Raw genomic sequence first — 20,316 nt, forward strand, 5'->3', positions numbered from 1 at the left:
GCTCGGTCTACGACCGACACGAGCGCCGGCAGTTTTGTCCCCGCCTCTAAGGAAATCCCCAATGGCAGGGCGAGGGAAGGCGCGGAGGTTGACCCAGAATGAAAACGCTGCGGCCTTTTTCAAAATGGCGACATGTCGACGCGAGGCTGCGTCACTCATCGTCTGTAGAGGTCCGTAAGCAAAGTGGAATAGGATTGTCGTGGTAGCCGAATTGAAAACCCGTCTCGGTAACGCAATTAAGAGAGAAAGAGCGACCCTGGGAATTTCCCAGGAAGAGCTCGCCGCGCGCGCGGGGTTGCATCGTACCTATGTCTCGGACGTGGAGCGCGGGGCGCGCAATCCGTCCCTCGAGAGCGTGCAAAAGCTGGCAGAGGCCCTCGAGGTTTCGTTGCCGGTCTTGTTCGAGCGGAGCGCCGGCCGGCGAGACTCAAGCGTCGAGATCCTGCTGGTGGAAGACAACCCTCATGACGTGCGGCTCACGATGCACGCCTTCAAAAAAGCGCGGCTGACCAATCCGATCCACGTGGTAGCGGACGGGGAAGAAGCGCTGGAGTTTCTTTTCGCCACCGGCCGTTACGCAAGCCGCAAGGACGTTCCGCTTCCTGAAGTGATGTTGCTTGATTTGAATCTTCCGAAAAAAAGCGGGCTCGAAGTGTTGCGCCAGATCAAGGCCGATCCTTGGACGCAAAATATTTCGGTCGTTGTTCTGACGGTTTCGAACCAGTCCCGCGACGTCAGTGAGTGCCGCCGTCTGGGCGCGACCCACTACATTGTGAAGCCGGTCGAGTTTCAAAATTTCAGCGAAATCACGCCCCGGTTAAACCTGGGGTGGTCATTGATCAAGCCGAGGGAGCAAAGGGCGGCGTAACTCAAACGAAAAAATCCCCGATCAAAACCCCCGCCAGCGCGGTCGCGACGAGAACGGCAGCAGACCGTCCGCCGCCCTCGCAAATTTTTGCCGTCAAGGAGCGCATCCATGCGGGAGAAGCGACCGCGCGCCTGGCAGCGATCGTGGAATGCTCCGAGGACGCCATCATTCGCAAAGACCTGGATGGGACCGTCCAAAGCTGGAACGCAGGCGCGGAAAAGATTTTTGGTTATAGCGCCGCGGAAATGGTTGGCCAGCCGGCCAGGCAACTCATTCCCGCCGATCGTCTCGAGGAGGAAGAGCGGATCCTGTCGAAAATCGCGAAGGGTGAAACGGCGGAGCATTTTGAGACCATCCGCATCCGCAAGGACGGGACCCATCTGAATGTCTCCATCGTGGTCTCACCCATCAAGGACGCTACCGGGCGCGTTATCGGCGCCTCAAAAATCGCGCGGGATATCACCGAACAAAAACGAATCGAGCAACAGCTTCGCGCCTCCCTCCGGGAAATCGGCGATTTGAAGGCCGCGCTCGACGAGCACGCCATCGTGGCGATCACCGACGCGCAGGGACGGATCACTTCCGTAAACGACAAGTTTTGCGAGATCTCGAAGTATTCCCGCGAAGAGCTGCTCGGGCAGGACCATCGCATCATCAACTCGGGCTATCATCCAACCGAATTCATTCGCGACCTTTGGACGACGATTGCGCACGGCAAGGTCTGGCACGGCGAAATCAAAAACCGGGCGAAAGACAGTTCCTTCTACTGGGTCGACACGACGATTGTGCCGTTCCTGAACGAGAACGGGAAGCCGCGCCAGTATGTAGCGATTCGGGCCGATATCACCCAGCGCAAGGAGATCGAAGAACAACTGCGCGCCTCGCTCCGCGAGCTGAATGATTTCAAAGCCGCGCTGGACGAGCACGCCATCGTGGCGATGACCGATCCGCAGGGCCGGATCACCTACGTAAACGACAAGTTTTGCGCGATCTCGAAGTATTCGCGCGAAGAATTGCTCGGCCAGGATCACCGCATTATTAATTCCGGTTATCATCCGACGGAATTCATTCGCGATCTCTGGACCACGATAACGCACGGCAAGGTCTGGCACGGCGAGATCAAGAACCGGGCGAAGGACGGTTCCTATTACTGGGTCGACACGACGATTGTCCCGTTCCTCAACGACAAGGGGAAACCGCGGCAGTACGTCGCGATTCGGGCCGACATCACCGAGCGCAAACAAATTGAGGAGCAGCTCCGAGCGTCGTTGCGCGAAGTAGGGGACTTAAAGACCGCCCTCGACGAGCACGCCATCGTGGCCATGACCGACCCGCAGGGCCGGATCACCTACGTGAACGATAAGTTCTGCCAAATCTCGAAGTATTCCCGCCAAGAGTTGCTGGGACAAGATCATCGTATCATCAATTCCGGTTATCATCCTACGGAGTTCATTCGCGACCTTTGGACTACGATCACGCATGGCAAGGTCTGGCATGGCGAAATCAAGAACCGGGCGAAGGATGGCTCCTTTTACTGGGTGGATACGACGATCGTGCCGTTCCTCAACGAAAAGGGAAAGCCGCGGCAGTACGTCGCGATCCGCGCTGATATTACCGCGCGGAAGCGGGATGAGGAATCGCTCCGGCTCCAGGCGAGCCTGCTCGACCAAAGCTATGACGCGATTCTTTTGTGGGAGCTAAACGGCCCGATCCGCTTTTGGAACCGCGGTGCGGCGGTGCTCTACAGTTACACGAAGGAAGAGGCGGTCGGCCGCTTGAGTCACGAGTTGCTCGGGACGAGTCCAGCGCTGCTTCAGCAAGCCCGGGCCGCTCTGGCGCGCGAGGGAAAGTGGGAAGGCGAACTGAACCATACTGCGAGGGACGGCCGGCAGTTGACGATCGAATCGCGGATGGTGGTGGTGCTGGAGAACGATCAGCAGCTCGTTCTCGAAGCCAATCGCGACATCACGGAGCGGAAGCGGGCCGAGGCAGCGGTGCGCGAACTCAATACCGAACTGGAACAGCGGGTGATCCAACGCACGGCGGAATTGGAGAACGCGAACAAGGAGCTGGAAGCGTTCTCTTATTCGGTTTCGCACGATCTGCGCGCGCCGCTGCGAGCAGTCGATGGTTTTTCCCAGGCGGTGCTCGAAGATTTCGGGACGCAGTTGCCCGAGGAAGGCCGGCATTATCTGAAGACGATCAGGGAAGGCGCGCAAAAAATGGGCGCGCTCATCGATGATCTCCTGACGTTTTCACGGCTGAGTCGATTGCCGCTCAACAAGCGGAGCGTGAACACCAACCGGATCGTGCGCGAAACGCTTGAAGAATTGGGGTTCCCGGAAGAAGGCCGGCAAATCGAGATGCGCATCGCGGAGCTGCCGGCGTCGCTCGGCGATTCGGCGTTGCTCAAACAGCTTTGGCTCAATCTTCTTTCGAACGCCTTGAAATACACGCGGCGGCGCGAGTCCACTGTCATCGAGGTCGGTTGCCGGCGCGAAGATGGAAAGGGCGAGAACGTCTTTTTCGTTCGCGATAACGGGACCGGCTTCGACATGCGCTATGCCGGCAAACTGTTCGGCGTCTTCCAGCGCTTGCATCGCGTCGAGGAATTTGAAGGCACGGGCGTCGGCCTGGCTATCGTGCAGCGAATCGTCCACCGCCATGGCGGACGCATCTGGGCCGAAGCCGCTCTCGACCAGGGCGCGACTTTTTATTTCACCCTCGAAGGAGAGCCACACCATGAATGAAAAACCGGTAGAAATTTTACTCGTCGAAGATAACCCGAACGACCTGGAGCTGACCCGGCGGGCCTTGCGCAAGGCGAATCTAAGCAACAATATCCAAATCACGCGCGACGGAGCTGAGGCGCTCGAGTTCCTCTTTTGCGAAGGGTCCTATGCGAACCGGAAGCTCGAGGATGGCCCGAAGGTCATCCTGCTCGATCTGAAGCTGCCGAAAGTGGACGGGCTCGAAGTGCTGAAGCAGGTCAAGACCGATCCCCGGACGAAGTCGATTCCGGTGGTGGTTCTCACTTCGTCGAAAGAACAGCGCGACGTCGTCGAAAGTTACCAGCTTGGCGTTAACAGCTACATCGTTAAGCCGGTAAACTTCGAAGGATTTGCCACCGCCGTGCAGGAGATCGGGATGTATTGGCTGCTCCTGAACCAGCCGCCGAAGATGGAGGGATAGATGGCGAATCCATTGCGGATTCTCATTCTCGAAGATCAACCGAGTGACGCGGAGCTGCTCCTCCGCGAATTGCGCCGCGCCGGTTACGAGCCGCAGTGGAAGCGCGTTTTTGCGGAGAAGGATTTCCTCGAAGAACTCGAAGCGGATTACCACATCATTCTCTCGGACTATTCGATGCCGCAGTTCGACGGTATCCGCGCGCTCCGCTTGTTGAACGAGCGCGGCTCGCAGGTCCCTTTCATTCTCGTTTCCGGCACGATGGGCGAAGAGACCGCGGTGGCGGCGATGAAAGAAGGGGCCACCGATTATCTTTTGAAAGACAGGCTGGCCCGACTTGGGCCGGCGGTCGGTCTGGCGCTCGAGCAAAGCAGGCTTCGGCAAGAGCGCGCGCGCGCCGAGGAAGCATTGCGCGAAAGCGAGGAGCGTTTTCGCCAGATTGCCGAGAACATCGAGGAAGTATTCTGGATTACGAATCCGGCGAAGAACCAGATCCTGTACGTGAGTCCGGGCTGCGAATTGATCTGGGGACGGAAATGCGAGGATGTTTACGCGGCGCCCGAAAGCTGGCTGGAGGCGATTCATCCAGAAGATCGTGAGCGGATTGCGCAGGCCGCTTCAACCAAGCAGGTCGATGGCACCTACGATGAGGAATACCGGATCGTGCGTCCAGACGGTTCGATTCGCTGCATTCACGACCGCGCTTTTCCCGTCCGCGATGGGGCGGGCGAGATTTACCGGGTTGTCGGCGTGGCTCGGGACGTAACTGAGCGCAGGCGTTCCGAAGAAGCGATTCGTGCCAGCGAGCACCGCTTTTCGTTGTTCATGGATAATTTGCCTGGTTTCGCCTGGATCAAGGACGCGGACGGCCGCTACGTCTATGCGAACAAGACAGTGCGGAAGATGGTGATGAACGGGCGGGATTGGTTCGGCAAGACAGCCGCGCAAATGTGGCCGGCCGAGTTTGCTGCCTCCTACGAAGCGAATGATCGGCAGGTCCTCGAGACCAAGGCCCCAAAAGAAGTCGTCGAACCAACGCTCGTGGGTGAGGAAGAGCGGACCGCGCTCAACAGCAAGTTCCCGATCCTGAATGAGCGAGGCGAAGTCGCGTTCGTCTGCGGGATCGGGATCGATATTACCGAGCGCCTTCAGGCTGAAGAACGTATTCGCGAGCAGGCCGATATCATCAACCGCGCTCACGACGCCATCATCATGCGCGATTTTGAAACGGAACGGATAACCTTTTGGAATGCGGGGGCAGAAGATCTCTACGGTTGGACCGCCGACGAAGCGGTTGGGCGGCTGATTAGCCAGTTAGTTTTCGCCGATCCGATGCAAGTCGAGCCGATCAAGAAATCGCTGCTGGCAACGGGAGAATTTCGCGGCCAAATCCGCCAGGTTACCAAGAACAAGCACGAAGTGATCGTCGAAGGCCGTTCAACTCTGATTCGAAATGCCGCCGGTGAGCCGCGTTCCGTTCTCATCATCAATACGGATGTTACCGAGCACAGGAAACTCGAGACCCAGCTGCTCCGGGCTCAGCGGCTCGAGAGTATTGGTACCCTTGCCAGCGGGGTCGCGCACGACCTGAATAATATTCTGGCGCCTATCCTGATGGGCTCGGCCGTCCTTCGTCGCGCCGAGATGGAGCCGGACGATGAAGCAATCCTTTCCACTATCGAAACGTGCGCGCAGCGCGGAGCCGATATCGTCCGCCAGGTCCTCACCTTCGCGCGCGGCGCCGAGGGCGACCGGTTACCCCTGGCCGCGGCGCCTCTCATCAAAGACGTGGCGAAAATCGCCGAGGAAACGTTCCCGAAAAAAATTTCGGTGCGGACCCGCATTACGGAGCCGCTTTGGACGGTGATCGGCGATCCGACTCAACTGCATCAGGTGCTGCTCAATCTTTCCGTGAACTCGCGTGACGCAATGCCAGTAGGCGGCACGCTCACACTGCTCGCGGAAAATTTTCCGGTCGACCAGCATTACGCGAGCATGACTCCGGGCGCGACGCCTGGTCCGCATGTCTGTTTTCAAGTAACGGATACGGGCATGGGGATTCCGCCGCAGAACCTCGACAAGATTTTCGATCCGTTCTTTACCACGAAAGAACTTGGTCATGGAACTGGGTTGGGGCTTTCGAGCGTGCTCGGGATCGTGAAAGGCCACGGCGGATTCATGAGCGTTTACAGCGAGGTGGCTCGCGGTACGACCTTCAAGGTTTTTCTGCCGGCAAAGACAGGCGAACTGGACGCGCCGGAACATCCCGACGCGGAATTTCCGCTGGCCGCCGGCGAGTTGATTCTCCTGGTGGACGATGAAAAACCGATCCTGCAAATCGCTCAGGCCCTGCTGGAGGGACATGGTTACCAGGTTCTTACGGCGGGCGACGCCGCCGAGGCGCTCGCGATTTTCGCTACCCGCCGGGACGAGATAAAACTGGTGCTAACCGATCTGTCGATGCCCGTGATGGATGGCGTCGCGCTTATTCGAACCCTGCGAAAAATTAAGCCGGACGTGCGGCTGATTGCTTCGACCGGGCGTGGTGGCCAGGAGCAGCACTCAGAGGAACTGAAGGAGTTGAACGTCCACGCCTGCCTGACCAAACCATACAACAGAACCAAACTGCTGAAGACGCTTCACGAGGCGCTTCACGCCCAACCTGACAACTCATGACAATTCCGACATCATCCCTGCGCATCCTGATTGCGGACGACCACGACGTCATGCGACAAGGCACTCAAGCCGTGATCCAAAGACAGCCGGGCTGGGAAGTCTGCGGGCTGGCCACGAACGGCCGGGAAGCGGTCGCGCGCGCGATCGAGCTCAAGCCTGACATCGTCATCCTCGACATGACCATGCCGCACCTGAATGGGCTCGATGCGGCGATCCAGATCAAGCGGCAAGTTCCTGAAACTGAAATCGTCATGTTCACCGCCCACGAAAGCGATGACTTGATCCGGCAGGCATTCGACGCCGGGATCAAGAGTTTCGTCGCGAAAACCGAAGCCCATCATTTCCTCGTCGAGGCGGTCCAATCGCTGGCGCGGCATAAACCGTATTTCACCGCGCGAGTGTCCGAAATCCTGTTCTCGAACATTATCAATCGCGCCGAAGGCAGGCGCGACGATAATGAGCCCGGCCAGCGTCTGACCGCTCGCGAGCGCGAGGTCGTGCAGCTCATTGCCGAAGGCAAAAGCAATAAGGAAGTCGCCGACGCGCTCAGCATCAGTGTCCGCACCGCCGAAACCCACCGCGCCAATCTCCTGCGCAAACTCAATCTCGCCTCGGTCGCCGATCTCGTTCGTTATGCGATCCGCAACAAGTTGATTGAGCCGTAGTCAGCGCCTGCTGGGACTGGCCACGACCATTAGAGCGGAATCTGAAGCCTCAGCGCCTGGAGATTTCCCGAGGTCGCCTCCAGCTTTGCTATTCGGGCGGCCAGATTCTCCTGCACCGTCATCACGCGTAGCCCCGCGAGAAGGCGGGCGTGCAGTTCCTCGGCGTGGAACGGTTTCACCACGTAATCGTCCGCGCCGGCCCGTAACCCTTCGATCATGTCCTCCTTCTGGCTGCGAGCGGTGAGCAGAATGAGGTAAACAGTCTTCTTGCTGTCCCGAAGCCGGCGGCAAACTTCCAGGCCGTCCATCTCCGGCATGCACCAGTCCAGAATGGCGATCGCCGGAGCGTCAGGCTGGCGGAGAATTTTCATCGCTTCAGCGCCGTCGTGGGTGGCGATGACATCGTACCCCCACTTCTGGAGCCAGCTTACCACCAGCACTCGCGAGATGGGATCGTCCTCCGCCACCAGAATCCGCGTCTTGGTTGGGACATCAACCGACAAGTGGGTCGAGTCACCGGGACTGATTCCGGGTCAGGCGAGGGCAGCGTGAATTTTATTAGTTTCTCGTTCAAGTTTTCTGAATGTTTGTCTGGCCCGATCGAAATTATTTTTCCGGCCTTGCGTCTCCAGGCGCGCGGCCAAAGTTTCGGCGGCGCCGGCGCCAAAATAGCGGAGCGAGCTGAGTAACTTGTGCGCCTGGGCGGCGAGCGCCGGTCCGTCCTGCCGCAGGAGCGCCTCCCCAATCGCCGCCATCATTCCCGGTGTGCTTTCCCGGAATATCGAAATCAATTCAGCTCTCAATTGTTCGTCCCCGTCGCAATGGGGCAGAAGCCGATCGTGAAGCGAAGACGTTTTGCCGGAACTCCGACGCGCGCTCTCCACCAGACTCAACACTCCCAACAGATCCTCTTTGCGCAGCGGTTTCGCGATGTAGTCGTCCATTCCGGCGGCAAGACAGCGCTCGCGGTCGCCGGCCATCGCATGCGCGGTCATGGCCACGATCTTTAGGTGAAGGCCGGTTGCAGTCTCCTGTGCGCGAATCCGGCGCGTCGCTTCCAGGCCATCCATTTCCGGCATTTGCACGTCCATCAAGACCAAGTCGAACTCCTGGGTGCTGGCCGCCTCGACCGCCTCGCGCCCATTCGCCGCATGCCGGATCGAATGACCGCGCTTTCCCAGAATCCCAACGGCGACCGCGCGGTTGATTACGTTATCCTCGGCCAGCAAGATGCGCAGACCGCCGTTAGCTGCTGCTCCGTCGGTCGCGGTGTCAGGGCCGGCCTCGATATCCTCGGTATGTCCGAGCGCGACGAGGATCGCATCGAGCAGCTCCGACTGGCAGACCGGTTTGGTCAAATAACTGGCCACGCCTAATTTTCCGCAACGCGCGGCTGCGCCCGACGGCATTGCGGAAGAGAGCATCATCACCGTCGCGCCAGAAAGCTCCGCGTGTTCGCGAATTTTTTCCGCCACCATGAAACCGTCCATTTCCGGCATCATCCCGTCGAGGAGCACCAGAGGATAAGGTCTCTCCGCATGGGCGGCTCGAAGCATCTCGACGATCGCCGCGGCGCCCGATGCAACCACGGCCGGCTTCATTCGCCAGTTTGCCAGCATGTCGCGCAGAATGCGGCGATTCACCGCGTTGTCGTCGACGACCAGGACGCGCATGCCATCGAGTGAAGCAGGGTCCAGATGACGGATGTCGGGCGCGGGGGTCTGGCGCACGGCCAGATGCGCCGTAAAATGAAACTTCGTGCCCCGGCCCACGGCGCTCTCGATCCAGATGCGTCCACCCATTTGCTGGGCAAGGCGCGCCGCGATGGCGAGTCCGAGTCCGGTTCCGCCATAGGTCCTTGTCGTCGTGCCGTCCGCCTGGGCGAAGGCCTCGAAAATCAACGCCTGCTTGTCCGCCGGGATGCCGATGCCCGTGTCGCTCACCGTGAAACCGCAGGCACTCTTTGTCGCCGCCCGGTTCGACCGCGATGGCCAGCGTCACATCCCCGCGGTCGGTGAACTTGATCGCGTTGTCGATCAGGTTCGTAAGGATCTGACGCAAGCGCATCGCATCGCCAACCACGTGATCGGGCACCCCAGCGGGAATATCGGCCGTGAGCTCAAGACCTTTCTGGTCGGCCCGGAGCGCGAGCGGTTTGAGCAGGTTCCCGATGCAATTTCGGAGACTGAAACCGATATCTTCCAACTCCATCTTGCCGGCTTCGATCTTGGAAAAATCCAGGATATCGTTGATCAACCCAAGGAGCGAATGAGCGGAGGATTTCGCCATGTTGAGATACTCCCGCTGGGTGCGATCGAGACTCGTTTCGAGGACCAGGTCCGTCATGCCGATGATGCCGTTCATCGGGGTGCGAATCTCGTGGCTCATGTTCGCGACGAATTCGCTCTTGGCCCGGCTGGCTGCTTCGGCCGTATCCTTCGCTCGGCGTAGTTCTTCCTCCGCGCGTTTGCGCTCCGCGATATCGGTGAAGACGACAACCGCGCCCTTGATGTCGTCCGAAGATCCCCGGATGGGGGCCACCGTAAACTCTACCGGGAAGGAGCTGCCATCACCCCGCCAAAAGGTATCATCGCTAACCCGTCGCAGGGCGCCATCGCGCATCGTGGCGTAGATAGGACACTTTTCGACGGGGTAGGGAGAGCCGTCCCCATGAGAATGATGCATCGTCGCATGCGCCGGTTTTCCAGTTAACTCTTCCGGTTGGCAGCCGAGCATTTTGGCTGCGGCCGGATTTTCGAAAATAATCTTCCCGTTCTTGTCGATCCCGTGAACACCGTGGCCGATTCCGTCGAGGAGCGCTTGCTGGAATTCCTGCAAACGCCGGCGTTCCGTTTCTTGATGTTTTTGACCGGTAACATCTTCTCCGATACTGGCCGTGCCGATCACCTCGCCGGAGGTGGAGCGCAGAACCGAATTATTCCATCGGATCAGGCGGCGCGCCCCGGAACGAGTCATGATTTCATTTTCGTGATGCCAGGCGACCGGCAGATCATTGAGCAAAGAGGAGTGGACGCCGTGGAGCTCATCCGCCAGTTCGGCCGGCACGAAAAGGTCGAACCAATTGCGGCCTATGATCGTTTCCCGCTCCCAGCCGGTGAGTCGAAGCAGGTGATCGTTGCAATAAGTGATCCGCGCGTTCTCATCGAGCATCATCGAGACAAGCTCGAGATTGCCGAGCATGTCGCGAAAGCGACGATCGCTTTCGCGTAACGCGTCCGCTGCCTGTTTGCGTTCGGTGATGTCACTGGCAATACCGGTAAATCGAATCACGTTGCCGGCGCTATCGAGGACTTGAAACCCGCGACTCAAGATCCAGCGCGTCGTGCCGTCGGGACGCACGATTGGAAATTCAACCGTGACCCTCGCTTTATCGGTCGCGAGTCGGGTAAAGCTTTCATACACGCGGGCGCGGTCTTCGGCCGGGATTGCGTCCGCCCACTCCTGCGGATTGGCGTACAGGCTTTCAGTGGTCCGGCCCCAGATTTCCTGATAGCCCGCGCTGACGTAGTGGATGGCCTGGAAATCCGGCGCAGTAATCCAAAAGACGTCCTGAACGTTGTCCGCCAACTGGTTGAATTTTACCTCGCTTTCGCGCAAGACTTCCTCCATTCGCTTGCGCTCGGCGATCTGGCTTTCAAGGAATTCGTTGTGCCGCCTCGATCGCCGCGCCAGTGCTGCCGCCGCCAGGCCCGCTCCAATCGCGATCAGGATCGCAAGGATGACAATGAAATGGCCTGCTGCCCGAATCCGAGAAATGCGGCGGTCCGTCGTCGCCGCAATCCCGGCGACCTCCATCTGGACGTGATTTGTCATCGCACCGATCGCCTGCTGATATCGGTCGTAAGCGGGGATTTGTTTCGAGACGGCGAATTCGTTGGTTTCGCCGTGCCGGTTCGCGCGGCTCAGGCTGAGAAGCTCCTCGGTCCGCTCGAGGTATTCCTTTCGCGCTTGCAGGACGCCAGCGTAGAGCTGTCCCTCTTTCTGCGTATCGACGAACTTCTCATAAGCCGCGATCGTCGCCGCGTTCGTGCGGTCGATCTCCTGAATAGTCTGTTCGTGTGCCTGGTCCTCGGCGGATGACGACGCGAGGATGTGCCGAAAAATTACAGCCTGCATTGGGCCCACGTTTTGCCCGGCGACCGCCACGAGCGCGGCTTCGTCTACGACGTAGGAAAGTTGCTTTTGCGTGTGCTGTTGAATCGAGCGGAGGCTGAAAAAAAGGAACGCCCCGATTAAGCCGAGGATCGTGATGAGCATCCCGAACATCGCAAGGACCTGCTTGCTGAAGGGAAGTCGATTGAGCCTGTTCATCGGGGCGGCGGAGTGGAAGCCGCGAGCTCCGCCGCGATGTCTTCATAGAAATGGGTTACGTCGGTGGTGGACCGCGCCGAAAGCTGAGGCGGCCGGGTCGTCTCGAACCGCAATCCGGCGAAGGAGAGGATCGCGGCAATCACCAAAAGAAGTGGAATGCCGATTGAGCGGAATGGACTGGATGAATACACGCCGTGCGTAGGTAGCGAACGACATGCGCGGGAGAGCGCGGGAACTACCTAATCGCCGGTGGATAGCCCGCGAGACGAGGTATACTTCGTTCGGTGACGCGACAATATCTCCGCATTTTTCGCTGGCACGTGCTGCGGTATCTGCGGCGGCATCCGCTCCTGGGCTTGCTGAATATTCTGAGTGTCGCGCTCGGCGTGGCCGTTTTTCTCGCGACTCAGATTGCGAACCAGAGCGCGAACCACGCTTTCGCGGCGAGCGTCGATCTCATCGCGGGCAAGGCCGAGCTCGAAATCACTTCGCCGTCACGGCAGTTGCCGGAGACAGTGTTCCCCCAGGTCGCGGCCGTGCCGGGCATTTCCGGGGCGACGCCGCTGGTCCACGGGTTTGTCCCGTTGCGGGATTTTCCCGGCGACTATCTCGAGATCCTCGGAATCGATGTTTTCACGAACGCGCCATTCCGCACGTTTGATCCGGCGAACTTCGATGCCAGCGAGCTCGATCTCCAGCGCTGGCTCGGCTCGCCGAACGCCGTCGCGGTCTCGGAGGAATTCGTTCGACAGCATCGCCTCAAGCAGGGAGACAAAGTCCGGGTCCGGGCCGGTGGGCGCGATATCGAATTGGAAATTGGCTTTTTCCTGCGCAAAGACGACACCTTCGATCCGCACTTCGCGGCCATGGATATCGGCTGGGCGCAGGAGTTGTTAGGCCGGCGCGGCGAGCTCAGCAGCATTCAACTGAAGTTGGAGGACCGAAGCAAACGGGAGGCGGCCGTGGCGGCGTTGCGCGCGATCATTCCCCGGGATGCGCGGGTCGCGGCCCCGGCCCGGCGAACTGAGGAAGTCGAGAAAATGCTCGGCGGATTTCAGCTCAATCTGGCGCTCACGAGCCTGGTTTCGCTCTTCGTCGGAATGTTTCTGATTTACAACACCGTTTCGGCGTCGGTCGTCCGGCGTCAGCATGAGATCGGCATCCTTCGTTCGTTAGGCGCAACCCGGGGCGAAGTCCGGATGTTGTTCCTCGCCGAAGCGATCGTCCTCGGCGGTATTGGCGCGTCCCTCGGTTTGCTTGGGGGACTTGCGCTGGCTCGCGTTTTGACCAACGCCGTTTCGGCCACGATCACGTCGCTGTACGTCCTGGTAAGTGTCCGCGATCTCGCGTTGCCGTTCTGGCTGTTTGCCCTCGCGTGGGGAATCGGTGTCGCGTCAGTGATCTTTTCCGCCTGGGTCCCGGCCCACCAAGCCGCCGGACAAAGACCGGTCGAAGCCCTTCACGGAGGCGCCAGGCTGGAGCGATCGGTGCTTCCTTCGGCCGCCTGGTTGGCCGGCGGGCTCGGCTGCGTTTTGGCCGCGGCCCTCTTTTCCTGTCTCGCGCTTTCCACCGGCCCACGCTGGCTCAGCTTCGTCGCGGCGTTCTTCGTGATCGCCGGGTTCTCTCTTCTCGTTCCGCGCCTGATGTTTCATTTCAGCACGGGAGTGGGGAACGCCTTTCGCGCTTTTCGGGCCCGGCGCCGGCAGGTGAAGATGGAGACCGAGCTCGCCGCCGCAAATCTTCGCCGGGCGCTTCTGCGCAATTCCGTGACCGTCGCCGCGCTCGCCATCGCCGTGGCCATGACCGTCGGCGTGAGCGTCATGGTGTTTTCCTTTCGCAAAACCGTCGAAGCCTGGATCAACCAAACGCTCTTGGCCGATCTCTTCATTACGCCGGCTGCGAACGAGGCCTTCGGTGATTCCGCCTTCTTTCCCCGCGAGGCGTTCCAGTTTCTCGCGGCCCATCCCGCGGTCGAAACCGCCGATACTTTCCGGGCGGTTGAAGTCGCGATGGGCGAGAGCGACGTGGCCCTGGCCGCGATCACCGGGATTCGCCGCGAATTTCAATTTCTCCGCGGTGATCACACTTCGCTCATCCGCCGATTTCACGGGGAGGTCTGCGTTTTCGTTTCCGAAAGCTTTGCCCGCCGTCACCGCGTTCGCGAGAACGACACGATCGAATTGATGACGCCGGGCGGGCCGCGTTCATTCCCGGTGGCCGCGATTTTCTACGACTACGTCACCGATCAGGGCATCATTTATCTGAGCGAAGAGAACTTCGTTCGCTTCTGGCACGACGACCGCATTCACAGCGTCGCGGTCTACCTGAAAAGCGGGCACACCGCCGGGGAAGTAACCGATGAATTCCGGGCGCGGTTCGGCCAGGCGGGACAATTCGCGATTTTTTCCAATGAATCGTTGCGACGGCGGATCTTCGAGATTTTCGATCAAACCTTCGCCGTCACTTACGTCCTCCTGCTCATCTCGATCTTCGTCGCCATCACCGGAATTTTTCTGTCCCTGACCATATTGATCGCCGAAAGGCGAAGGGAGCTGGCCATTCTGCGCGCCATCGGGGCCAGCGCCGGTCAAATTCGGCGGCTCCTGTTGACCGAAACGGCGATGCTCGGTTTGCTGGCGGCAGCGGTCGGGCTGGTCTGCGGACTATCCCTTGCGTTCGTCCTGACTGGCGTCATCAATCGCGTCTTCTTCGGCTGGACGATTCATCTCGCGTTCCCCTGGAAGAGCCTGGCTTGGACGCCGGTATGGATTCTCGCCGCGGCCATCATGGCGGGGATTGTCCCGGCCTGGCGCGCCAGCCGGATGGAATTGGCGGATAACCTTCGGGACGAATGAACATGAAATTTCGATTCTCGATTTTGAAAGCCCGGCCTCGCCAGCTACGCTGGCTGCGTTACGGCGAATTTCGATTGTTTGTCATCACTTTTGCCCTGACTGCGTCCGCGGCTGATTGGAAGACGGCTGAGCCCGGATGGCATTATGAATTCCCCCGGGATCACCGCAGCCATCAAGAATTCAAGACGGAGTGGTGGTACTTCACCGGAAACGTTTTCGACGCGGACGGCCATCGGTTCGGATACGAGCTGACTTTCTTCCGTCAGGGCATCAGGCCCGCGGGAGGACGCGATCCGAACGCCTCTCGCTTCATTATCGACGATCTCAAGTTCGCGCACTTCGCCATTACGAACGTCGCCGGAAAACAGTTTCGCTTCGAACAGAAAACGAATCGTGGTGCTTTCGGCGAAGCTGGGTTCGACGATGGACAGCGCCTGGCCTGGATACAGAACTGGACGCTGGAGTTGACCGGAGAAAACCAGTTCGAACTTCAGGCGGCGACAAGTTTCGGCGCCTTGCGTCTCCATCTTCGCCCGGCCAAGGCACCGGCGATCCACGGCGAGAACGGCGTGAGCACGAAGACCGCCGACGGAACGGCTGCGTCTCACTATTATTCCCTGACGCGCCTCGAGACGAGCGGCGAACTGACTTTCGATGGAACGAAGTACCAGGTCCACGGGGCGAGCTGGTTCGACCACGAATGGTCGACGAGCCAGCTTGGCAGAGGACATGTCGGTTGGGATTGGGTTTGCCTGCAATGGGAGGACGGCGCCGAGTTGATGCTCTACCGAATGCGGCTCGCCAACGGCGAGGCGGATCCGGCGTCGAGCGGCAGCTGGATCGCGCCGGATGGGACCACGAAGCACCTTCGCGCCTCCGATTTCCAAATGACACCACTTGAATTCTGGGAAAGCAAAAAAAGCGGCGGCCGCTACCCGGTTGCGTGGAAGGTCACGATCCCGGGAGAAAAGATCGAGTTCACGCTGAAGCGAGCGCTCGAGGAGCAGGAACTGCGGATCGCCCCGATTACCTATTGGGAAGGCGCCATCGATGCGAACGGGACGCGGGAGGGCCAGGCTGTGACGGGCCGCGGATATCTCGAGCTGACCGGTTATGCCGGGCGGCTGGGCAATGAGTTGAACCGTTGAACCGTTGAAGGCTGAAGCGTGCGGCCGCTTTAACGGTTCAACGCTTTGACGCTACTACGCCTTCGTATGCCGGGCGTAATGGACTTCCGTGCCCTTCGGCAGGAGGCGTTTACGTCCGCGCTGACGGCGCCGGGCGAGGGTGGCCCGCCCGCCTTTGGTGCTCATGCGCGCGCGAAAACCATGCTGATTCTTTCGGGTGCGTTTTGAGCGCTGGAGCGTGCGTTTCATAGCTGAAGAGCGGCTACGTTAAGGGGTATCGCCCTCCTGTCAACCGTTCGCCTGCGGGCCCCCTCGTCATCGTGCTCGCTCCTGCTTCTGGGATTGGAGCCGGCACGCCATCGTGCCGGAGGGATGACGCGAGGCCTCGTTCTCAACGGCCTGAAGGCAGGCCGTCTCCAAGGCCTGTTGGCCGTCCATCTCCAAGGCGGAATCGGCAATCCGCATTGCCAGAGGGTTGCGTTTATGGAATAACGGAGTGCCCATGAGCGAAGTCGTTATCGAGCCTGCCATTTTCGAAGACCTGGACGAGCTGTCCAATCTTTTGGGCGAGCTTTTTAGCGAGGAAAAAGACTTTCGCCCGAACAAGGAGAAACAGCTGCAAGGCTTGCGCCTCATCTTCGAGGAGCCGAATCGCGGGCGCGTTTTTGTCCTGCGGCGCGATCGCACGATCGTCGCCATGATCAATCTGCTTTTCACGATCAGCACGGCCGAGGGCGGCTTTGTCATCCTCCTGGAGGACCTCGTCGTGCACGACTCGTTCCGAGGTCACGGCTACGGATCGCAACTGCTCGAATACGCGATCAATTTCGCGAAGCAGAAGAAGTTTTTGCGCATCACCCTGCTGACCGACCGGCCGGAGCTGCGCTCGCAGAATTTCTTCAAGCGCCACGGGTTTTACGAGTCCCACATGCTGCCGATGCGGCTGTTGATTGCCCCGGACGCGCCTTCGACCACGCTTTAACTGAAGCGACGGGCTCGGAAGAGCGCGCGGTTCGGAAAACCGCCGGGCAGGAAGATGGGCGGTTTGCCCTTCGGTTGGACTCAGGGCCTTGAGCCTGTCGAAACGGGAAAGCGCTTGGTCACGAAATCGTGCGCGCAGCCTCCTAATCAGTTGTAGATTTGCGGCCGATGGGCGGCACGATTCGTCTTTTCAAATTCAGCGGCATCCAGGTTTATCTGCATTTTTCCTGGTTCCTGGTCGCGGCCTACGAGATTCAGCGAGCGAATCCTTACAGCTCAACGATTTGGGCGGCGTACGAATACCTCGCACTTTTTCTTCTAGTGCTGCTGCACGAGTTTGGTCACGCCCTCGCCTGCCGCCAAACCGGAGGGCGGGCCGATCAGATCGTCCTTTGGCCCCTCGGCGGGATCGCTTTTGTCGATCCGCCCCGGCGCGCCGGCGCCATGCTTTGGAGCATTGCTGCGGGACCGCTGGTAAACGTGATTCTCATCCCCGTCTTTTCCGTAGCTGTCGCGATGTTAGAAGGGGCAGCCGAGGAGGCGCCCAATTTTTACCTTCTGCTCACCCAAGTTGGGCAGATCAACCTGATGTTGCTGATCTTCAACATCCTCCCCGTCTATCCGCTCGATGGTGGCCAGATTTTGCGCGCTTTGCTTTGGTTTCCGTTGGGTGAAATTCGCAGCCTGCAGATTGCCAGCGCCCTTGGTTTGGTCGGTGCGGTCCTCCTGGCGGGCCTTGCCCTTTTGTTGCGGGTCATGGAGCCAATCTGGGTGGCAGTGATGGCGTTTTTCCTGATCAGTCGCGCCATTGCCGGCTGGCAGTATGCCAAGGCGCTCGTGCAGGAGGAGGAGGCGAATCGCGCGGCGCGTTTGGTTCCGACAATTCCGGAAACAGAGCGCCCGGGTCTCTAGAGTAAATCCAAACGGCTCGCCGCGGCGAGCCGCCTCCAAAAAACTACTTTTTTTCAAGCGTGTAGGTCAGCCAGGTCGACATCTCGGCCGTCACCCGCGATTTCATGTCCGCACGGAAACCCACTTCGTCGCTCGCCTTCGCGACATCCCTCGCCGCGCTCGCCGGCAAATCGGATTTCGCGTAGCGCTCCAATTCCGCGATCCGCGCCGGATCGGAAAACAACGTGAACAATCCCGGCGCATAACTGTTCGCGGTGAGCGCGTCGGTCTTGGCCAGCAATTGTTTCATGTGCCCTTTCGCGAAAGTCCAGGCGACTTCGGGATGTTCGCTTTCCCGGGCCACTCGGGAGACGAGGTAAGTCGCGCGACTCGTGGGCAATTCATCGCCGAGCGAGATTTCGAGGGTCCGCGCGGCGAGCTTGGGGTCGATCGTCGCGGAGAGGGCATTGTAGTAGGTAGCCTTCTCCTCGATGCTGGTGGTCTTCAGTCCGAGCTCGTGCAGCATTTTCCAGGTCGCTTCATCGGCGTAGCGCCCTACCACCGCCAATACGGCCGGCCGCAGATCCGGCGCGAGCGTTTTCGAGTCGGCGAGATATTTTTCGAAACGTTCCCGGCAGCCGGCCACGATCTCCTTGTCGTCGAGTTCGCCGAGCGCCTTGATGAGGCTCGCCCTCAGCAACGCGATTTTTACCGGCTCGCCCTTCTTCGGTTCCCAACCCACTTCAGCGAAACTGGGCTGCAAAATTGACCGGGCGTACTTCTGGAACTTCGCCCGGTTTGGGTCGGTGGCGAGCAGGCGATTGATGAAATCGAACACGAGCATGATCTGCTCGCGCTCGGCCAATTCCGTTTTGGTCGGGAGCTTTTCGACGAGCCCGAGATAGAGCGACAGCGGGGCCCGGTTGGCCTGGACCATCGCCCAGGCGTCCGTCAGCAGATTGACCCGATCAGGCACGCTGAGCTTCGGCAAGTCCGCAAGGAGCAGCGTCCAGGACGCCTCATCGTATTGGACCCGGTAGTTACCCGCTCCTTCGACGTTCAACTTGATCGCGCGATCCCCGGACGTTCCCGGCAACTCCATCTGCTTCGAGGTCATGAGGACGCTGGGCGCCGGAGGTTCGCCGGGAACCGCGTAGGTAAGGGGAATCTTCCATTCCAGGGGCGGCGCCTTCTCAAAGTGCACCGTGAATCGCTCCTGGGTCAGGGTAATCTTGCCAGCCGCATCTCGCGCGACTTTCACCACGGGGAGGCCGGGCTGTTCCGTCCAGGCGGCGGCAATTTCCGCCACCGGTTTGCCGGATGCTTCGCCGAGCGCGTTCCACAAATCAGTCGTGGTTGTGTTTGAGAACTTGTGAGCGGCCATGTAACGCCGGATGCCGTCCCGGAAAACATCTTCCCCGAGAAAACTCTCCAGCATCCGGATGAACGACATTCCTTTGCGGTAAGTGATGTCGTCGAATGCGCTGTTCGCTTCCGCCTCGGTTTTGATCGGCTGCTGAATCGGGTGGGTGGTCGAGCGAGCGTCGCCTTCCATGGCCGCTTCCTTGCCGATACCATGCCGGCGCAGTGGATCGCGCGGCGTGTTCCTGGCGAGCCAGACTTCCCAATCCGGATTGAACTTGGCTGTGACCTTCGTCCCCATCCAGGAAGCGAACCCTTCGTTAAGCCAGAGATTGTCCCACCACGCCATCGTGACGAGGTCGCCGAACCACATGTGGGCCGTTTCGTGCGCGACCACTTCGTAGATCGCCTGCCGGGTGTGGGCCGACGAACGCTCGGGGTCGAACAGGAGAGCGGATTCGTAATAGGTGATGCCGCCCCAGTTTTCCATGGCGCCGCCAAACCCGCCGGGAACGGCGATGTGATCGAGCTTCGGCAATGGATAGGGAATGCCGAAGTAATCGTTGAAATAATCGAGGATTTGCTGCGAACTCTCCAGCGCGTAACGGCCCATCTCCGCCTTTCCTTTCGTGGCGACAACGCCGTGAGTGACTTCCCCTTTCTTATTCTGGATGGCGTCGAGCTCGCCCGCGCAAAAGACGTTGAGGTAACTCGCCATGGGCGGGGTGATGCCGAAACGCAATTCCTTTCCGCCGGCCACCTTGGTTTCTTTCTCCACCGGCATGTTCGAGACCGCGACGAAGTTTTCGGGAACGACAGCGGTTAACTGGAATCGCGCCCGGAAGCTCGGTTCGTCCCAGCAGGGGAACATGCGGCGGGCATCGGTCGCTTCGAACTGTGTCCCGAGCATGACCTTCTTCGCGCCCGTGCCGTGTTCCTGGTAAGGCGCGTCGTAAAGGCCGACGCCGCGCTGGTTGATTATCCCGGTGAACTCCAGCTCGAGCTGGTGGTTCCCGGCGGTCAGCTCCGCCGTCAGGGTAAGCGTCTCTTCTTTGTCATCCAGTTTGATCGCGGAAACGGGAAGCGCCTTTCCGTCGATCGCGGCCTTGGTGATCTTGATCTCGGCGGAATTGAGCACGATTTGCTTCACTGCTTCGCGAGCGTTGAGCTTTATCGTCTCCGATCCGGTGAAGGCGCGCTTCGCCATGTTCGGCATGATCCGGATGGCGTACTCTTCGGGCACGACATTTTTCGGTAGTTTTCCCGGCGTGCTGGCGAAATCGAAAGGTTTTTCGGCGGTCAAGGTAGTGGCAGTCATGAGCAAGAGTGCGAACAGGGAATTGCGCATCCGTTATTAAACAGCGCGTTGC

17 protein-coding genes are annotated in these 20,316 nt (G+C 59.7%); 12 read left to right on the plus strand and 5 right to left on the minus strand.

The window, feature by feature from the left end; genetic code table 11:
- The first annotated feature begins 211 nt into the window (after window positions 1-211).
- The 5 genes from VJU77_15515 to VJU77_15535 are packed head-to-tail and all read left to right on the plus strand — an operon-like array spanning window position 212 to window position 7,398.
- Window positions 212-868, plus strand: a complete 657-nt coding sequence (locus VJU77_15515) for a helix-turn-helix domain-containing protein (protein ID HKP04760.1) — start codon at window positions 212-214, stop codon at window positions 866-868.
- Window positions 829-3,618: a PAS domain S-box protein gene (locus VJU77_15520; GenBank protein HKP04761.1), complete on the plus strand. Its 2,790-nt coding sequence runs from the start codon at window positions 829-831 to the stop codon at window positions 3,616-3,618. The genes VJU77_15515 and VJU77_15520 overlap by 40 nt, the downstream gene beginning before the upstream one ends.
- A complete protein-coding gene (locus tag VJU77_15525; protein ID HKP04762.1) occupies window positions 3,611-4,060 on the plus strand; it encodes a response regulator in 450 nt (149 codons plus the stop codon). The genes VJU77_15520 and VJU77_15525 overlap by 8 nt, the downstream gene beginning before the upstream one ends.
- The gene (locus VJU77_15530) at window positions 4,061-6,733 is read left to right on the plus strand and encodes a PAS domain S-box protein (GenBank protein ID HKP04763.1); all 2,673 of its coding nucleotides are present in this window, start codon (window positions 4,061-4,063) and stop codon (window positions 6,731-6,733) included. It abuts the gene before it with no gap.
- Window positions 6,730-7,398 carry a response regulator transcription factor gene (locus VJU77_15535; GenBank protein ID HKP04764.1) on the plus strand — a complete coding sequence of 223 codons (669 nt, stop codon included), beginning with the start codon at window positions 6,730-6,732 and terminating at the stop codon, window positions 7,396-7,398. Before VJU77_15530 ends, VJU77_15535 begins: the two co-directional genes overlap by 4 nt.
- 29 nt (window positions 7,399-7,427) lie before the next feature.
- Here VJU77_15535 and VJU77_15540 read toward each other — a convergent pair whose 3' ends face one another.
- A complete protein-coding gene (locus VJU77_15540; protein ID HKP04765.1) occupies window positions 7,428-7,901 on the minus strand; it encodes a response regulator in 474 nt (157 codons plus the stop codon).
- Window positions 7,902-7,931: 30 nt separating this feature from the next.
- Window positions 7,932-9,341, minus strand: coding sequence for a response regulator (locus VJU77_15545; protein HKP04766.1), 1,410 nt, complete (start codon window positions 9,339-9,341; stop codon window positions 7,932-7,934).
- On the opposite strand from VJU77_15545, the gene VJU77_15550 reads away from it, so the two are divergent.
- The 3 genes from VJU77_15550 (at window position 9,331) to VJU77_15560 (ending at window position 11,499) form a co-directional block, all read left to right on the plus strand.
- The gene (locus VJU77_15550; GenBank protein ID HKP04767.1) at window positions 9,331-9,849 is read left to right on the plus strand and encodes a hypothetical protein; all 519 of its coding nucleotides are present in this window, start codon (window positions 9,331-9,333) and stop codon (window positions 9,847-9,849) included. The genes VJU77_15545 and VJU77_15550 overlap by 11 nt on opposite strands.
- Before the next feature lie 270 nt (window positions 9,850-10,119).
- Window positions 10,120-10,629, plus strand: a complete 510-nt coding sequence (locus VJU77_15555; GenBank protein ID HKP04768.1) for a hypothetical protein — start codon at window positions 10,120-10,122, stop codon at window positions 10,627-10,629.
- Window positions 10,630-10,926: 297 nt separating this feature from the next.
- A complete protein-coding gene (locus tag VJU77_15560) occupies window positions 10,927-11,499 on the plus strand; it encodes a hypothetical protein (GenBank protein HKP04769.1) in 573 nt (190 codons plus the stop codon).
- A gap of 227 nt (window positions 11,500-11,726) precedes the next feature.
- Here VJU77_15560 and VJU77_15565 read toward each other — a convergent pair whose 3' ends face one another.
- Complete coding sequence (locus tag VJU77_15565; GenBank protein HKP04770.1) at window positions 11,727-11,921, minus strand: hypothetical protein; 195 nt, start codon at window positions 11,919-11,921, stop codon at window positions 11,727-11,729.
- Between the two features lie 93 nt (window positions 11,922-12,014).
- On the opposite strand from VJU77_15565, the gene VJU77_15570 reads away from it, so the two are divergent.
- Together VJU77_15570 and VJU77_15575 are read left to right on the plus strand one after the other, a co-directional pair.
- Complete coding sequence (locus VJU77_15570) at window positions 12,015-14,585, plus strand: FtsX-like permease family protein (protein HKP04771.1); 2,571 nt, start codon at window positions 12,015-12,017, stop codon at window positions 14,583-14,585.
- A gap of 2 nt (window positions 14,586-14,587) precedes the next feature.
- Entirely contained in the window at window positions 14,588-15,733 is a 1,146-nt protein-coding gene (locus tag VJU77_15575; protein HKP04772.1) for a lipocalin-like domain-containing protein, read from the plus strand.
- 54 nt (window positions 15,734-15,787) lie between these two features.
- Here VJU77_15575 and rpmH read toward each other — a convergent pair whose 3' ends face one another.
- Window positions 15,788-15,961: a 50S ribosomal protein L34 gene (gene rpmH / locus VJU77_15580; GenBank protein ID HKP04773.1), complete on the minus strand. Its 174-nt coding sequence runs from the start codon at window positions 15,959-15,961 to the stop codon at window positions 15,788-15,790.
- Window positions 15,962-16,214: 253 nt separating this feature from the next.
- On the opposite strand from rpmH, the gene VJU77_15585 reads away from it, so the two are divergent.
- Together VJU77_15585 and VJU77_15590 are read left to right on the plus strand one after the other, a co-directional pair.
- Window positions 16,215-16,694: a GNAT family N-acetyltransferase gene (locus tag VJU77_15585; GenBank protein ID HKP04774.1), complete on the plus strand. Its 480-nt coding sequence runs from the start codon at window positions 16,215-16,217 to the stop codon at window positions 16,692-16,694.
- 167 nt (window positions 16,695-16,861) lie between these two features.
- On the plus strand, window positions 16,862-17,605 hold the full coding sequence (locus tag VJU77_15590) for a M50 family metallopeptidase (GenBank protein HKP04775.1): 744 nt from the start codon (window positions 16,862-16,864) through the stop codon (window positions 17,603-17,605).
- Window positions 17,606-17,648: 43 nt separating this feature from the next.
- On the opposite strand, the gene VJU77_15595 is transcribed toward VJU77_15590, so the two are convergent.
- The gene (locus VJU77_15595) at window positions 17,649-20,294 is read right to left on the minus strand and encodes a M1 family metallopeptidase (protein ID HKP04776.1); all 2,646 of its coding nucleotides are present in this window, start codon (window positions 20,292-20,294) and stop codon (window positions 17,649-17,651) included.
- Window positions 20,295-20,316 lie beyond the last annotated feature (22 nt).

The sequence above is a fragment of the Chthoniobacterales bacterium genome (genome assembly GCA_035274845.1).
In the GTDB taxonomy this organism is placed as follows: domain Bacteria; phylum Verrucomicrobiota; class Verrucomicrobiia; order Chthoniobacterales; family UBA10450; genus AV80.

What these genes read in the sequence shown, in the direction of transcription:
- VJU77_15590 (HKP04775.1), top strand. Translation starts at nt 16,862, where the DNA reads ATGGGCGGCACGATTCGTCTTTTCAAATTCAGCGGCATCCAGGTTTAT.
- VJU77_15585 (HKP04774.1), top strand. Translation starts at nt 16,215, where the DNA reads ATGAGCGAAGTCGTTATCGAGCCTGCCATTTTCGAAGACCTGGACGAG.
- rpmH (HKP04773.1), bottom strand. Translation starts at nt 15,961, where the DNA reads ATGAAACGCACGCTCCAGCGCTCAAAACGCACCCGAAAGAATCAGCAT.
- VJU77_15575 (HKP04772.1), top strand. Translation starts at nt 14,588, where the DNA reads ATGAAATTTCGATTCTCGATTTTGAAAGCCCGGCCTCGCCAGCTACGC.
- VJU77_15595 (HKP04776.1), bottom strand. Translation starts at nt 20,294, where the DNA reads ATGCGCAATTCCCTGTTCGCACTCTTGCTCATGACTGCCACTACCTTG.
- VJU77_15525 (HKP04762.1), top strand. Translation starts at nt 3,611, where the DNA reads ATGAATGAAAAACCGGTAGAAATTTTACTCGTCGAAGATAACCCGAAC.
- VJU77_15530 (HKP04763.1), top strand. Translation starts at nt 4,061, where the DNA reads ATGGCGAATCCATTGCGGATTCTCATTCTCGAAGATCAACCGAGTGAC.
- VJU77_15535 (HKP04764.1), top strand. Translation starts at nt 6,730, where the DNA reads ATGACAATTCCGACATCATCCCTGCGCATCCTGATTGCGGACGACCAC.